A 15,266-nucleotide genomic window follows, 5' to 3' on the forward strand; every position below is an offset into this window, starting at 1 on the left:
ACAAAAAGTGTGAATCTCTAGGAACAAGGTGATAAATTGTCAGCAAGCTGCCAAGGCTGATTTTGGCGAACCATTGCATTAAGAATAACTAAGATTTTCCGCACACAAGCAGTCAGAGCCAGTTTTTTTGATTTACCTCGTCCGACTAGGCGTTCGTAAAAGGTTTTAATCACCGGATTATGACGCATAGCTACCACCGCTCCCATGTAAAGAGTCGCCCGAATCTGAGCGCGACCTCCCTGAATCATTCGCTTACCTTTATGTTGACCACTATCATGATTAATCGGTGCGACACCGACTAAGCGAGAGATTTGTTTGGCGGTTAATTGACCGAGTTCTGGTAAGTCGGAGACGAGAGTAGTAGAAATTACTTGACCAATCCCCGGCACGGTTTTGAGTAAATTGACTTTCTCGAGCCATTGTTGGTTAGCTTGGGTCAATTCCTCAATTTCTTGATTGAGTTTTTCGAGGCAGTTATCGAGATACTCAAGATGGGCTTCGATATCGACCAAAGCTTTACCGCGAGCGCGTTCCCGTCGGTTTTTTTCGGCAGTCCGCATCTCGACAAGTTGCCGGCGACGACTAATTAAGTCGCCCAATTGACGAGATTCTTCCGACTCAACCGCTAATATTTGCGGTTGCATTGCTTCGCCAAAATGAGCTAAGATTTGAGCGTCAATGGCATCGGTTTTGGCTAATTTACCAGTGGCTTTAGCAAAGTCTCTTCCTTGACGGGGATTGATTAAGGCTACAGGTAAATCCGCTTCTTGTAATTGAATCACCAGTTCAGTTTCTAAACCTCCTGTCGCTTCCAGAACGATGAGGTTGACAGTGTAGGATTTTAGGGTTTCGACCAGTTTAGATATGTCCTCCTTTGTGTTAGCAACTTTCATCGCTTTACCGAGGGGACGGAGGTAAACATCTAGTAGTCTGTCAAGTTTGAATTGAGGGATAGAGTTTTTTTAATTTAATACGAGCATCAGCAGTAGTAAATCTCCAGTCAACTGAATTTGACTTTTCATTTCGATTTTCTTCCCATGCCTTAATTTCTTGTTTTAAACTATCCATGTCTGGGATACGACGATCGAGACATTGACGATTCAAAACGCTCAACTCAATTTCTGCCATATTTAACCAGCTGCCATGTTTGGGAGTGTAATGAAATTCGAGTTTATCTAAAATTCTCTTGGCCTCTTCTGGTTCAAAGGCTTTATATAATGAGGCTTTTACATGAGTATTTAAGTTGTCTTGAATTACTCTAATTTTCTGGGCATCCGGATAACGCTCATCAACCAAATATTTCATTTGGTGTGCATAATCGCTCGCCGTCCTTTGTTGTGTAACTTCTACATGTCGCCCACCTTGTAATGGTTCAAAAAACATAAACATATTGGCTACACCATTATGCTCATATTGATAGTCATACCTTTCTGGTTCTCTCGGTTCGGCTGGTATTTTCTCTTTTGTTTCTTTGACTAATTGTTTACAAATCTCATCAAAACACAGCCAGGGATTTTGCTGGTCATACTCACTATGATAAATATCCAAGACATCTTCCATGGCACAGACAAACTCCGCTGATTCTTTTGGGGGAATGACCCATGATTGATTCAGCCATGGTTTCAATTCATTTTTTTTAAGGTTTTTCTGATGGTTTCTCGTGATATTTTTTCCACATATTCAAGTTCGACCATTTTATCTGCCAGCATTTGAAGTGTCCATTTTGCTCGTCCCGTTGGTGTTTCACTACAAGCGATGGCAATCAGATATGCTTCCTTTTCCCCATCGATAATTTTGGCACGGCGATGTTCTTGCTTTTTTCGAATTAATGATGATTCAATTCCTGACTCGACAAATCTTTGTCGTACTCTCTCAATGGTGGCTTGAGCAACATTTAAGGCTTCACTAATTTTCGAGTCAGTCCAACCACCTTCCTGTTGATTGACGTCTGCTAAAAGTAGTATTCTGGCATGGTTCATTTTGTAAGCTGCTATTTTTCCTTTCTTGGTTAGCTGCTCGAGTTCAGTTCTTTCGGAGTCTGTTATATCTACAATATATTTTTTCTTCGGCATTTTTTTGTCTGAAGTTGGATAACTTCTTCCAGATTAGCTCTTTTTTTATCCCTCAAAACAAAATTGATGCTCTACTAGGGTCGCTTTACTAATGTCAATGCCTACCCATTGAGAGATATTTTCCATGATTGAACCTGAGAAATTGGCGGGATTAATGGTTATTTTGGAGAGCATCCCCTTGATTTTACTCATCCTTGCCCGATACGGTCTCTTAGCTTAACAATTGATTGTTTTCGCCACGACCCCGGCGACTGTTCGAGTTTTGTCAGGGAGATTATGGTGGTGACCCTTGCTACGAAGCGGTCTTTTCCGACCAAGGTTGGGACGGTCTACCACCTCTCTCAATATACAAGAGTTAAAGGAAAAATATGGCAGGAGTTTATAAGATAGAAATATCTGAAAGTGAAGCAGAACTCAAGGAACTGCTTAGAAAAGAAAAAACTGGTTCAGGAAAAGAAAGAATACAAGTATTGTACTTGTTAAAGACAAAAAAGGCAAAAACGGTGACAGAAGCCGCGGAAATGCTAGGAAGAAATAGAGTCACTGTACAAGATTGGTTAGGAAAATATCGTCAAGGAGGACTCGAAAAATTATTGTCTAAAAAAGTCAGTACAGGAAGACCAAGAAAAGTTCCTCAGTGGGCAGAAAAAACCTAATACCAATTCTCTAAATGCCAACTACAGATAGAGCATCCAGGATATAACCTCGTTCAACAATTGAAACAATTACCTCTTTGTTCATTTCTTCGAGTCGTTGACCAATTAACAAACGTAATTCCTCTAAGTCTCTAGGTAGTTTCCATCTCAATCCTTTTTTTAGATATTGCCAAATCTGTTCAATTGGATTAGATTCTGGGCAATGTGGTGGCTGAAACATGAGAATAATGTTATCAGGTATTTTCAGGTTTTTTGCCTTATGAAACCTGCCATTATCTAACTGTATTATCAAAATACTATCGGCAAAATATTCAGAAACTAATTCTAAAAATATTTGAAAACATTGACTGTTTAAATGAGTGAATTCGTAAAAAAAATGCTCTCCTGTCTTCGGCTCTACCACCCCATAGATATAGGTTGCTTGAAATTGACCCTGCACTTTCCCGTAAGGTTTTACCCCTTTTGCTGTTATTTTTCACCCGCTGATTGTTTTCAGTCCCAGACGAGTTTCATCTTCACATAAAAAGCGAATTTTTCCTGTATTACTCATCATTGTTATCGCCACCCAACTCAGCATTGCCAAATTTTCTAGGAGGTTTTTTTTAAAATCCTCTAACCTTTCTTCTGATTGTTCTAGGCTTTTGGGTCTGGCTATTTTTGGAGACGCTTTTAGCTGAGAGGGGGACAAGCGAGCTAGAAGGTAGATAGGGCAAGCGATATCGCTCTTTGTCCTTTGATGTAATCCTTCAACCGATAGCGGCTAATTTGCATTAGCTCTTCTATATTTTTTTGGAACATTTGATGTAGCTGGAGCCAATGATAGAGATGTTGACCCACATAAAAACTGCTGTGTCTGCGTTGACCTTTATATCTTTTTTCAGGTCTTGTAACATATTTTTGGATTCCCATATCCTTAATTTTTTTACCTTGCAGTGTGGCACTTGTATAGGCGATAGCTATAACAATTATCAGCTTTGATAAGTATTGCGGTGCTAATTGAGAACCTTCTAAGCTATAGCCTCCCGACTTAAAATCTCGGAACATCTCCTCAATATCAAATCTTTTTTGATAGGCAATTATTGCCGTCTCTAAATCCCCAAAATTTGTCAGAATATACCAAGGTTCTTTTGTTTGAAAACCCCCATAGGTTTTTTTCCACTTACCAGCTAAGTTAAACTGGAAAAATCCCTGCTCTTTTGTAATATTGACATCATTCAAAAATAGTTGAGTTCCTGGACTTAAATCTAACTCTCTCATTTCTTGATAAATTCCTTCTTTTGTCTTGACATTTGTACTTTGTTTTTGTCTTAAGCAAAAGTATAAACTCTGCTTATGAAGCCACTTTCCAAGACTGACCGAGCAAAATTCTCTATCTCCTAACACCACTATTTTATGACCTGATAGCACGGTCAATGTTTTTTCTAATACTCGCTGCTGTTCTTCGAGATTACTACTTCCTTTTTTATCTAATATCTCCCAATAGATTGGGATGGCTCTCTTGTCATAAATTAGACTCACCATCAAGATATTTATTGCTCCCCAACTCGTTCGGTCTATGGCAATATATACTAATCCTTTTATTGTGAATCTCTCCTGCTGTTTTAACATCTCTTTTAAGCAGAGAAACCAGATTTTTTCAATATTCAGAATTTCCAGCTTTAAAAATCTTTTTAGTTTTTTTCTCCGACTCTCAAACAGGATTGGTATTGGTAAGGCTTCAGCTAATATCTCTAACTTAGCTTGCTTTAGTATTTGCAAGGTTCCAACTATCATTAACAACAGTAGATATCTGGCTCGTCCCAGTTCATTTTCTAACACTTTCTGGTATAGTTCACTTATCATTTTCGTTATTTAGGTCATATATGGTAAATATGACTTATCTTTTTTTGGAGTCTGTGTCTGTATTTTATGTTACATAAGCTTTTCAGCTTGCTTGTCCCCCTGTCAGTATTATCGGCTAAAAGCGTCTCCAAAAATAGCCAGACCCAAAAGCCTAGAACAATCAGAAGAAAGGTTAGAGGATTTTAAAAAAAACCTCCTAGAAAATTTGGCAATGCTGAGTTGGGTGGCGATAACAATGATGAGTAATACAGAAAAAATTCGCTTTTTATGTGAAGATGAAACTCGTCTGGGACTGAAAACAATCAGCGGGAGAAAAATAACAGCAAAAGGGGTAAAACCTTACGGGAAAGTGCAGGGTCAATTTCAAGCGACCTATATCTATGGGGTGGTAGAGCCGAAGACAGGAGAGCATTTTTTTTACGAATTCACTCATTTAAACAGTCAATGTTTTCAAATATTTTTAGAATTAGTTTCTGAATATTTTGCCGATAGTATTTTGATAATACAGTTAGATAATGGCAGGTTTCATAAGGCAAAAAACTTGAAAATACCTGACAACATTATTCTCATGTTTCAGCCACCACATTGCCCAGAATCTAATCCAATTGAACAGATTTGGCAATATCTAAAAAAAGGATTGAGATGGAAACTACCTAGAGACTTAGAGGAATTACGTTTGTTAATTGGTCAACGACTCGAAGAAATGAACAAAGAGGTAATTGTTTCAATTGTTGAACGAGGTTATATCCTGGATGCTCTATCTGTAGTTGGCATTTAGAGAATTGGTATTAGGTAGTTGACCACCTGAAAATCGGTAAAACCCCACACCCCACACCCTGCCCCCACGAAAAACTTTTTCAGCAAACCCTAAGTAGCTGGTTATAATTAAATTAAAAATGGATTTTAGGTTCGATCCCCCCTGCCCCCTTGATAAGGCTATCCATTAGTCACATCTTTCTTAACATAAAATTTGACAAAAAGAGAAAAGTGTGCAAGATGGCTCAAGGAGGTTCTATGGGGGGACTAATTTGATGAGATAGTTTCCAAGTCTGGCTGATATCATGTAACCTTCGCAGTCCCAACCAAATAGTTTTAACACCAGGTTCACCGTCGCCTTTTCTACCTAAAAACCCCCCAAGAGAAGCAATCATTCTGACCGCTTCTCGAAAGGAGGGCGGCTTTTCAGGGGGCGGACTCTTTTTATGAATAGTGGCACACAAAGATTGCCATTCATGTTCTTCCAAAAAACTTTCACAACTCTCCTCTCCGTGTAAGCGTGCTTGATAAGATCTCTTGCATAAGTCTAGACAAAATAGGATAAAATAGTCCAAGAGTTAAGATTGAAAGATGACTTACGAACAAGTAAAAACTTTAAAGCTAACAGAGTTCAAACGCTTGTGTGGCGTGTATCCAGATACATTTAAGGATATGGTAACAGTCCTAAAGGCAGAAAAAGTTTGGCAAAAAAAGACAGGTAGACCTAGCAAATTGAGTACGGAAGACCAACTACTAATAACACTAGAATATTGGCGAGAATATCGCACCTATTTTCATCTGGGAAATAGTTGGGGTATTAACGAAGCAACGGCGTATATAATTGTTAGGAAAGTAGAGAATATTCTCATCAAATCAGGTCTGTTTAATCTACCGAAAAAAAAGCCCTCTTAGAAAGTAATAGTGAAATAGAAGTAATAGTGGTGGATGTGTCAGAACAGGAGATAGAAAGACCCAAAAAAAACAGAAATCATGCTATAGTGGCAAGCAGGGATACCACACATTAAAGTCGCAAGTCGTTGCCGATCTCGCGCAGCGAGCGCGTTGCGACCAAAAAAGCGAGCAGGTAATCTGTGTCCGTTGTGAGAAAGGAAGAGTCCATGATTTTCGACTGTGGAAAGAGAGCAAAATAAGGTTAAATAAGAAAATAGAAATATTAGGGGATAAAGGCTATCAAGGAATTCAGAAGCTCCATCAAAACAGTCAAATTCCTCATAAAAAAAAGAAAAAAGAAAAACTAAGTAAAGAGCAAAAAAAAGCCAATCGTCAGTTATCACAACGGCGTATAGTTATAGAACATATTCATCGTCGTCTCAAAATATTTCGGATACTTTCATCAAGATACAGAAATCGCAGACGGCGATTTGGTCTGAGATTGAATTTGATTGCTGGTATCTACAATTACGAACTTCGTTACCGACAAAAGGATATATCTTGATTACTTTTGCAAGAGATCTACTTAGGGTGCGGAATGTGGGTTCTAAGCGTGTTGTGGTGAAATGGGTCTGGCAGCAAGGGATTTTCTCAATTTTTTAGGAGCGTGTCAATCGTTATACTCCGGGAGGATGGGCAACTGTGACATAATTTGGGACTAGGTACGGTAAGAGTCGCTAGTGAACCCCGTTAGCCTTGGAGACTTCCATGCTAGACACCATTTCCACCCTATCCCCAAAACTAACAGCGATCGAAACCACGGGAAATCCTCTCCCGAAAGTTGCTACTTGTTCCTCTACCTGTCGTTACTGTCGGTTTTATAAGTTTCAGGGGAGAGGAAATGGCTATTGTCAACGCTTGGGAGTCCCTGTTCACAGTCATTGGCGTGCCTGTCCTTTGATTTGTCCACCTTTCGCCCCTTCCTGGGAAAGGTCGGAAAATGGGCAATTTTAAGTAGTTATCTGGATTTTACCACCTGTATCGAGCAATTTTTTCCCCATCCCGCTCCCTGCGAGGATGGGGTTTTAATCGAAAACGATGCTTTCTACCCCACCGCTATCGGGACTGGTGGCGACAAAATAGAGAATTCCTGACCCGAGACCAGAGATCGCTATACTAAAGCAAATAATCCAGACTTGAGCAGGTTCGTAGCTATTACTATCGATCGCCCGCCGGATGAGAAAATATCGGCGCGTGGCGATGACAACGGTTAATAATCCCACCATAGCGAAGACAAAACCCAACAACCAACCTAGTCCTAGAGATGACAAAGATGCTGTCCGTAAACGCAAAATGACCAGACCAAAACCCATCAAAGCGATCGAGGCACGCATCCAAGACAGATAGGTGCGTTCGTTGGCCGAATGATCTCGCCAGTAATCGGGGTTAAATTTCTGCTTTGTCTTTCGGGATTTAAACAGCATAGAGGAGTTCCTCGCAGTGAAATTCAATAAAATCAAGTATTCTTTTTTCTGGTTTTAATAAATTGTTTTTATCATCTAGTTTTTCGCTTATCTTTAACCAATTCAAGGGACTTAAGCAGATTATCATCCATAAATAGGGGAAGTTTACCGTCCCATCTTTCGATCGCTTTGTTCTGTAAAACTTCTGGACTTAAGGAATCTTGGAGAATGCGATGAGCTTCCGCCTCTCCTTTAGCCAGATTGATTTTCACTTCCGATTCTTTCAGAGCTTTCAGCACCATAAAACCGGCTTTTTTGGCTTCCTGTTCGGCAATTTGTTTGGCTTCCACCGCCTCGGTAAAGCGATCGGAAAAGTTGACATGAACCAAAGAAATATCATCGACACCGATATGATAATTTTTCAGTCTTTCGCTCAAACGAATATCTACTTCCCCTTTCACCTCCTCCCGTTTAGTAATTAATTCTTCGGCGGTATATTTAGCCATAACTTCCTTGAGAATTTCCTCCACTGCTGGATCGATCACTCGTTCAATGACAGCCGCTTCATCGCCAATTTGTTGAAAAATAGTATTAACTTCTGATGCTAAAATATGCCAATTCAGGGCCACATCTGTAAATACTTCCTGTAGGTCTTTGGAGGAAGCTTCGGCCGCTATCTGTTGTTTTTGGATTCTCACACTTAGTTTTTTTACCGTGTTAACAACGGGAATAATCCCGTGAATACCCTCATTAAGTATGTGATCTTGCACCTGTCCAAAAACCATTAAAACCCCTCTTTCTCCAGCATTGACAATCACGAAAGGATTAAAAATAATCGCCAAAATTAATAACAAAAAAAAGAGATTACTTGGTCTAGCTAAAAGGCGAATTTTGAGCATCTTAATTGAGAATAGAGATGGTTAATAGGATAGGTTTAAAAATAAATAAAAGGGCTGATTTTATCTTCATAATTAGTGATATTTTTATCTAGAAGAATTTCAGCAACTAGAAAATGAAGATTTAGTCTCGTTATTTCTTTCCCTTCTGGCTGGCAAAATATAGGTAATACTGTCTATAGCAATTCCCATAGTTGTGAGGTACAGAGTCTTAGGTTTTGAGTAGTCAGGAGTCAGGAGTTAAGATTTTGGTGTACCTCATGAGATTGGGAAACGCTATATTTATAGTTATCCTAGTCGCCGATTAAATGTTTTAGCAATCATAAATTTAAACGAGCATCTCGTTAGGTTTAGTCAGAAATTTGGTCAAAAAGGCATTTATTTATCCAAGAAAGGAATCAGGGTTATCCAGAAGCAATTATAACAAAATTTCCCTTGTCTTAAATGGTACATTCTCATTTCACCAGTCTAGCCGGTACTTTCTTTTGTAAGTAGGTAGGTGTTAAAAATTGTCAGATGCCCCCCTTATTAAGGGGGGATTAAGGGGGGATCGGCACCCCCTGATCAAGGGGGGATTAAGGGGATTAGAACCACTTACTTAGCAATTACCCTAACACAATCCAGTTTCGGTATAAAAGATATTTTGTATAAAGGATATCTCAATAAATTGACTCGCAGAAGATGGCTATGATAGAAAAATACAGTAAGCAGATAAGCCCACTGTACCCATTCCATCCCCTAAGGAGGTAATTTAATCACCCCTTGTCCTCGATCGCACAAATCGAGGAATTTCCCCTTTATTTTCCTCCCCGATCGCCTATGTCTGACCGTTACCGTTTCGAGACGCTGCAAGTACACGCCGGCCAAGAACCTGCCCCCGGAACTAAGGCCCGCGCCGTTCCCATCTATCAAACCACCTCCTACGTTTTCAACGATGCCGACCACGGGGCGCGACTGTTTGCCCTAGAAGAGTTCGGTAACATCTACACCAGGATCATGAACCCGACCACCGATGTCTTCGAGAAGCGGATCGCCGCTTTAGAAGGGGGTGCGGCGGCCCTGGCCACCTCTAGCGGTCAGGCAGCCCAATTTCTAGCGATCGCTAATATTGCCGGTGCGGGGGATAATATCGTTTCCACTAGCTACCTCTACGGCGGAACCTATAATCAGTTCAAAGTCTCCCTACCACGTTTAGGAATAAATGTCAAGTTCGTCAATGGGGATGAGGCCGAAGCTTTTCGAGCGGCGATCGATGATCGCACTAAAGCCTTATACGTCGAGACGATCGGCAATCCCCGATTTAATATTCCCGATTTTGCTGCCCTGGCCCATATCGCCCACGAGAAGGGCATTCCCCTGATCGTCGATAATACCTTCGGCTGCGGCGGCTATCTCTGTCGCCCGATCGAACAGGGGGCCGATATCGTGGTGCAATCGGCCACCAAATGGATCGGCGGTCACGGCACTTCCATCGGCGGAGTAATCGTCGATTCGGGTAAATTCGACTGGGGAAACGGCAAATTTCCCCAGTTTACCGAACCCGCGCCGGGTTATCACGGGTTGAATTTCTATGAGGTATTCGGACCGTCCGGCCCTTTGGGCAATATCGCCTTTATTATCCGGGCCCGGGTGGAGGGATTGCGGGACTTCGGACCCGCCTTGAGTCCGTTTAACGCATTTTTACTGCTACAGGGATTGGAAACCCTCTCCCTACGGGTCGATCGTCATGTATCCAACGCCTTGGCCCTGGCGAACTGGCTCAAAGAACAGCCACAGGTGCAATGGGTGGACTATCCCGGATTACCGGAACATCCTTACCACGAACGGGCGAAGAAGTACCTAAAACACGGCTTCGGCGGGGTTTTAGCCTTCGGGATTCGGGGCGGTTTCGAGGCCGGGCGGAATTTTATCAACCGGGTGAAACTGGCCAGTCATCTCGCCAATGTGGGCGACGCAAAAACCCTCGTTATCCATCCCGCCTCGACGACTCACCAGCAGTTAAACGAGGAAGAACAGCGATCGGCGGGAGTAACGCCCGAATTAATCCGCGTTTCCGTGGGTTTGGAACATATTGACGATATTATCGAGGATTTCCAGCAAACTTTCCAGAGTTTATAAGCCACCACCCCGCCCATGGATCGCCTAGACTTGATCTCCCCGGAAACCCGTTTCTATTCCCCACCGCGTCCTTTTGTTCTCGAATCGGGGGCGGTTCTCGAAAGGGTGCGGATCGCCTATCGAACCTGGGGAATTTTGAATAACAAGCGGGATAACGGGGTTATTGTCTGTCATGCCTTCACGGGATCGGCCGACGTGGAAGCTTGGTGGGAACCTTTGTTAGGAACCGGACGCGTTCTCGATCCGACCCGCGATTTTATTGTCTGTAGCAATATTCTCGGCAGTTGCTACGGGACAACCGGCCCCACTTCGATCGATCCCCGTACCGGTAAACCCTACGGTCCGACTTTCCCGGAGATTACCGTCCGGGATCTGGTTCACCTACAACGGCTGTTGATGGATGCGTTGGGGATCGAGTCTTTGCGATTGGTGATCGGGGGATCCTTGGGAGGGATGCAGGTTTTGGAGTGGGCGCTACTGTACCCAGAGAGGACGCGATCGATCGCTGTGATTGCGGCTTCGGGACGACATTCGGCCTGGTGTATCGCGCTGGGAGAGGCTCAAAGGGGAGCGATCTATGCCGATCCCCATTGGCAAGGGGGAAATTATGCGCTCGATCGCCCTCCGGCCCGGGGTTTATCGGCAGCCCGGATGATGGCGATGACTACCTACCGATCGCACGCCAGTTTCGAGTCCCGTTTCGGCCGGGAGTACGGGGAGGGGGGAGAGTTCACGATCGCCCGCTATTTAGAATATCAGGGAAAAAAGTTAGTCGAACGTTTTGACGCTAATGCTTATATCACCTTAAGTAGGGCGATGGATCGTCATGACGTCACCCGGACGGGAAAAAGTTACGAATCGGTTTTACAGTCGATTCAACAACCGACGGCGATCGTGGCGATCGATTCTGATCTTCTTTATCCTCCCGTAGAACAAGAGGAGTTGGCGAAATATATCCCCAATTCTGAATTATTCTGGTTGCGATCGCCGCACGGTCACGATGCGTTTTTAATGGATGGCGATATGGATGCGTTGAATGATCTTCTCGTGACTTTCGGGAATGGGTGGGAAATGGGAAATGGTCGCGGGTTGGGGATGGTGGGGTAGAGAGCGCTTGCGGTACTATGGTCTATAGCCGGATAGAGAGCGCACGCATCTATGCAAAAAATTGTCATTAAAAATTTCGGAGCGATCGAGTACGCTGAAATCGAGATCAAAAAGGTTCTAGTTTTAATCGGTGAACAGGCAAGCGGCAAGAGTACGATCGCTAAATTGATTTATTTTTTTAAATCATTAAAAGAAAATCTAAAATCTGAAAGTTTTTTATTCGCCCAAGAAAAAATACCGAAATATACAGATATTGACACTTATTTTAGAGAATTTATAAAAAGAAAATTTTATGATTTTTTTGGTTCTACGCTCAATTTTTTGAATTTTGAGGTTAGATTTTATTATAGTTTTCAAAAAAATAGATATATACAATTGAATCTTGATTTAAATAAAAATTTATGCTTAATATTTAGCGAAAATTTTTTAGATGAACAGTTCAAAAAGGGTTTTGCAGATTATATTAATTTGTCCAAAAAAAATATTGATAACTCCGAAAAACCATATATCAAAATAGATAATTTGACCCAGTATAGTTTATTCTATCAAATTCTATCAAATTTATTGGATAATTTATTTGAAAACGAGCAAGAAGATTTACTATTTATAATTGCTGGAAGAAATGCAACGGTAACTTATTCTGACTTATTTGAGAAATATTTATTTGCAAGTATTGAAATTGATTTAAAAGAAAATAGTAAAAAATATTTTGCTAACAAACTGCAAATGATAGATGAATTTTTAATGCTACAATTTATAGAAAAAGTGGAACTTATTAAACAAGTTTTTAGAAAATTTTCTGGCTTTGATGGATTAATTAACTATCAGGCAAATAAAAAAGGAATTGAGTATTTAAGAGTGATAAAAAATAAAATAGATTTAATATTAAAAGGTGAATACTTAATTGGCAATTCTGAAGAAAAGATTATATTTAACAAAAACGAGCGATATTCTATTGATCTTCGTAATGCTTCATCTGGTCAGCAGGAATGTATTAGAATTTTACAGGACATCTTTTTAAATATTATTTATGATTCGATAATTTTGAGAATTATAGAGGAACCAGAAGCGCATTTATTTCCAGTTGCCCAAAAACATTTAATTGAATTATTAGCGATAATGGTTAATCGGAATGAAGATAATCAATTAATTATCACTACCCACAGTCCTTATATTTTATCAGTTTTTAATAATTTACTATTCGCCAAAAGAGTTGTTGAAAAAAATCCATCGGCACAGTCTGAAGTGTCGGAAATAATACCAGAAGATTACTGGTTGAATGCGGCTGAATTTTCCGCGTACTCTCTAGGAAATCAATCTTTAGATGAGGAGGCTAATTATTGTGAATCTATTTTTGATAGTAACACGGGATTGATCGCTCAGAATTATCTAGATACCGTATCCGAAATGATGGGAGGTGAATTTAACGCTCTATATAATATTCACGCTAGAACCTTCAAAAGAAAATGACAGAGTTTGACGAAATCAAAAGCTATCTATCCCAAAAAATAGACAAACTCGATCAATTTATACAAATCGAGGAGAGACATGAGTTTCTAATTATCGACTACAATGGTCAGTCTTTTATCATTATCGATATTCCCGTGAATTCGACTTGTACTATTAACTTGAACGATGAGGACATTTTAATTAACGATTTCGACGACACTAAAACATTCAAGGTTAGCAACAATACAATAATTGGCTTTATCCCTATTGATGGCAGAAAAGGTCTTTTAGGATTTGGAACTTCCCATTGTGATTGTGTATTTTTCGATAAAAGTGATTTCTGCTTTGTCGAATTCAAATTCAATGCAAACAGCCTCAAAAAAGTTACTAAAAATCGTTGTCAAGCGATCAATCAATTAAGCAACACGATCAGTTATTTCGACGCAAGGCTGGACAAAAACTATCTAGACTTGAATCTAGAGGCGTATGTCTGTACACCCGAATTTTATCCTAGAGATGATGCGACTTGGAAATCTCTAGCGATCGAGTTTCTAGAAAACTATGGAATCGAACTTTTCGAGAGTAATCATAAAATCTGTAAATAATAGCGCATCGGCTTTATATTTTCTGTTGTTTATTGCGACGATTTTTGGTCACGAGATCGGGAAAATGACTTAAATCCTCGATCGAATGCGGTGCGGGATAAATTTCTCCCGGTTCGGCCGTCACCCGATCAAGATAAATTTGAAAGGCCCTTTCGTCCTCTCTATGTTCGAGAATATAACTCCGTAGTTCCTCGCGACTCATCGATTCAAACTCGCGTTTTATCATACATACCTCCAATCGCCATTTTTTAAAATAATAATTTCTTGCTCTTCCCCAGCAGCAATTCTCATTTTAAGGTTTCATGACATAAAAAGCCTTATAACAAGAGGGTTGTACAATTCTTAACAATTTTAGTGATCGCTGAAACGGCGCAAAATCGTTCTGAATTTATTTTTGCTGCTTCCCCAGCGAGAAAAAAGATATTTCCCGTTCTTTCGTCAATCGGAACAATATTAACGGGCAAATACATCTTCGTTGCCCAATAACTTAAAATAAAACAGGTTAGCTGTTGCGCGGCAGTAGGAATGGGCTTGTACTCCTCCAGTGTTTCGTTATCCAGTGTAGCGCAGGACCGACGGGGCGATCAATCGCTTGCCCGTTTAAATCTGATAATCCATGACGAAAACCACCTTACCACCCCGTGCGTTGGCACTTAAGGCCGCGGTCATCTTCTTGGGATAGGGGAGATTGAGATTATTCATCAACTCCACAAAGTCCTGACGATTGCGGCCGGCGAAACGGGGATTCCAGCGCTTTTCCTCACCGATCGAGGAGACCGTTCTTCCCAGATAATCGTGACAGGGATAAACAAGCGTATCATCGGGGAGAGTGAATAACTTCTCCGTCACCGTCTTGTATAGTACTTCCGGCGAACCGTTCTGAAAATCGGTGCGACCGCAACCGCGAATTAAGAGTGCATCCCCCGTTAATAGGCGTTTTTCATCGATGAGATAGGCTATATGACTATCGGTGTGGCCCGGAGTGGCGATCGCTTTTAGCTGCTGACCTGCCACGGTCCAGAGGTCGCCATCGCGTACATAACCATCGATATCGCTCACTTCGGCGTTTTCGGGAACGAGGATCGAACAGTTGGTTAACTCCCGTAAGCGGTGCGCTCCGGTGATATGGTCGGCGTGGACATGGGTTTCCATCGTGTAGCCTAGAGTTAACCCCAACTGCCAAAGAATCTGCCGATCGCGATCAACCTGTTCGAGGACCGGATCGATTAAAATCGCCTCCCCCGTACCCGAATCAGCGATCAGATAGGTGTAGGTACTCGATTCCCTATCGAAAAGCTGGCGGAAAATCGGCGCTGCCGGCCGGAATGCGATCGAGTAGGCCGCGGGGAGAGAAATTCTCTCTTTCAGCGATCGCAACAAATCCCGGGCCAGTTCGGCCGCCTGTAAACGC

Annotated in this window: 16 protein-coding genes and 2 pseudogenes; 8 read left to right on the forward strand and 10 right to left on the reverse strand. The window is 41.4% G+C overall.

The genetic code is table 11. The features are described 5' to 3' along the window. Nucleotides 1-17: 17 nt before the first annotated feature. Nucleotides 18-953: an IS110 family transposase gene (locus ACQY1Y_RS09705; RefSeq protein ID WP_430014662.1), complete on the reverse strand. Its 936-nt coding sequence runs from the start codon at nucleotides 951-953 to the stop codon at nucleotides 18-20. Beyond that, a protein-coding gene (locus ACQY1Y_RS09710; RefSeq protein WP_430014479.1) for an IS630 family transposase occupies nucleotides 934-2,072 on the reverse strand; the annotation gives its coding sequence in 2 pieces (ribosomal slippage) (nucleotides 934-1,640 and nucleotides 1,640-2,072; 1,140 coding nt in all). The genes ACQY1Y_RS09705 and ACQY1Y_RS09710 overlap by 20 nt, the downstream gene beginning before the upstream one ends. 368 nt (nucleotides 2,073-2,440) lie before the next feature. Between ACQY1Y_RS09710 and ACQY1Y_RS09715 the strand changes: the two genes are divergently transcribed. Further along, complete coding sequence (locus ACQY1Y_RS09715; RefSeq protein WP_069473899.1) at nucleotides 2,441-2,728, forward strand: helix-turn-helix domain-containing protein; 288 nt, start codon at nucleotides 2,441-2,443, stop codon at nucleotides 2,726-2,728. A 10-nt stretch (nucleotides 2,729-2,738) separates the two neighbouring features. Here ACQY1Y_RS09715 and ACQY1Y_RS09720 read toward each other — a convergent pair whose 3' ends face one another. Continuing rightward, complete coding sequence (locus tag ACQY1Y_RS09720; protein ID WP_430014663.1) at nucleotides 2,739-3,200, reverse strand: IS630 family transposase; 462 nt, start codon at nucleotides 3,198-3,200, stop codon at nucleotides 2,739-2,741. Nucleotides 3,201-3,421: 221 nt separating this feature from the next. Beyond that, on the reverse strand, nucleotides 3,422-4,546 hold the full coding sequence (locus ACQY1Y_RS09725) for an IS4 family transposase (protein ID WP_256094101.1): 1,125 nt from the start codon (nucleotides 4,544-4,546) through the stop codon (nucleotides 3,422-3,424). Nucleotides 4,547-4,661: 115 nt separating this feature from the next. Here ACQY1Y_RS09725 and ACQY1Y_RS09730 point away from each other — a divergent pair, with 115 nt between their 5' ends. Continuing rightward, nucleotides 4,662-5,348 (forward strand): IS630 family transposase, encoded by a 687-nt coding sequence (locus ACQY1Y_RS09730; protein WP_430014480.1) that lies wholly within the window; start codon nucleotides 4,662-4,664, stop codon nucleotides 5,346-5,348. Nucleotides 5,349-5,571: 223 nt separating this feature from the next. Here the strand turns inward: ACQY1Y_RS09730 and ACQY1Y_RS09735 are convergent. Then, nucleotides 5,572-5,859, reverse strand: a pseudogene (locus tag ACQY1Y_RS09735) (IS4 family transposase); the annotation flags it as partial. A 58-nt stretch (nucleotides 5,860-5,917) separates the two neighbouring features. Between ACQY1Y_RS09735 and ACQY1Y_RS09740 the strand changes: the two are divergent. Further along, nucleotides 5,918-6,782 (forward strand): annotated as a pseudogene (locus tag ACQY1Y_RS09740) (IS5 family transposase). Nucleotides 6,783-6,985: 203 nt separating this feature from the next. After that, nucleotides 6,986-7,231, forward strand: coding sequence for a hypothetical protein (locus ACQY1Y_RS09745; protein WP_002767334.1), 246 nt, complete (start codon nucleotides 6,986-6,988; stop codon nucleotides 7,229-7,231). Between the two features lie 71 nt (nucleotides 7,232-7,302). Here the strand turns inward: ACQY1Y_RS09745 and ACQY1Y_RS09750 are convergent, their stop codons facing one another. Continuing rightward, nucleotides 7,303-7,701, reverse strand: a complete 399-nt coding sequence (locus ACQY1Y_RS09750) for a YidH family protein (RefSeq protein ID WP_024970573.1) — start codon at nucleotides 7,699-7,701, stop codon at nucleotides 7,303-7,305. 71 nt (nucleotides 7,702-7,772) lie between these two features. Beyond that, nucleotides 7,773-8,579 (reverse strand): prohibitin family protein, encoded by an 807-nt coding sequence (locus ACQY1Y_RS09755; RefSeq protein ID WP_024970572.1) that lies wholly within the window; start codon nucleotides 8,577-8,579, stop codon nucleotides 7,773-7,775. Nucleotides 8,580-9,395: 816 nt separating this feature from the next. Between ACQY1Y_RS09755 and ACQY1Y_RS09760 the strand changes: the two genes are divergently transcribed. From ACQY1Y_RS09760 to ACQY1Y_RS09775, 4 genes are read left to right on the forward strand one after another with little or no spacing between them, the layout of a single operon-like run. Further along, on the forward strand, nucleotides 9,396-10,694 hold the full coding sequence (locus tag ACQY1Y_RS09760; protein WP_430014481.1) for an O-acetylhomoserine aminocarboxypropyltransferase/cysteine synthase family protein: 1,299 nt from the start codon (nucleotides 9,396-9,398) through the stop codon (nucleotides 10,692-10,694). A 15-nt stretch (nucleotides 10,695-10,709) separates the two neighbouring features. Continuing rightward, the gene (metX, locus tag ACQY1Y_RS09765) at nucleotides 10,710-11,801 is read left to right on the forward strand and encodes a homoserine O-acetyltransferase MetX (protein ID WP_430014482.1); all 1,092 of its coding nucleotides are present in this window, start codon (nucleotides 10,710-10,712) and stop codon (nucleotides 11,799-11,801) included. Nucleotides 11,802-11,852: 51 nt separating this feature from the next. Further along, on the forward strand, nucleotides 11,853-13,271 hold the full coding sequence (locus ACQY1Y_RS09770; RefSeq protein WP_430014483.1) for an AAA family ATPase: 1,419 nt from the start codon (nucleotides 11,853-11,855) through the stop codon (nucleotides 13,269-13,271). Beyond that, a complete protein-coding gene (locus tag ACQY1Y_RS09775; RefSeq protein ID WP_002779088.1) occupies nucleotides 13,268-13,855 on the forward strand; it encodes a hypothetical protein in 588 nt (195 codons plus the stop codon). The genes ACQY1Y_RS09770 and ACQY1Y_RS09775 overlap by 4 nt, the downstream gene beginning before the upstream one ends. A gap of 13 nt (nucleotides 13,856-13,868) precedes the next feature. Here the strand turns inward: ACQY1Y_RS09775 and ACQY1Y_RS09780 are convergent, their stop codons facing one another. The 3 genes from ACQY1Y_RS09780 to ACQY1Y_RS09790 form a co-directional block, all read right to left on the reverse strand. Then, nucleotides 13,869-14,081: a DUF6887 family protein gene (locus ACQY1Y_RS09780; RefSeq protein ID WP_002779089.1), complete on the reverse strand. Its 213-nt coding sequence runs from the start codon at nucleotides 14,079-14,081 to the stop codon at nucleotides 13,869-13,871. A gap of 91 nt (nucleotides 14,082-14,172) precedes the next feature. Then, nucleotides 14,173-14,415, reverse strand: a complete 243-nt coding sequence (locus ACQY1Y_RS09785) for a DUF6888 family protein (protein ID WP_430014664.1) — start codon at nucleotides 14,413-14,415, stop codon at nucleotides 14,173-14,175. A 40-nt stretch (nucleotides 14,416-14,455) separates the two neighbouring features. Next, complete coding sequence (locus ACQY1Y_RS09790; RefSeq protein ID WP_223210829.1) at nucleotides 14,456-15,163, reverse strand: MBL fold metallo-hydrolase; 708 nt, start codon at nucleotides 15,161-15,163, stop codon at nucleotides 14,456-14,458. Nucleotides 15,164-15,266 lie beyond the last annotated feature (103 nt).

This window comes from Microcystis ichthyoblabe FBCC-A1114, from assembly GCF_050500245.1.
GTDB lineage: Bacteria > Cyanobacteriota > Cyanobacteriia > Cyanobacteriales > Microcystaceae > Microcystis > Microcystis ichthyoblabe_A.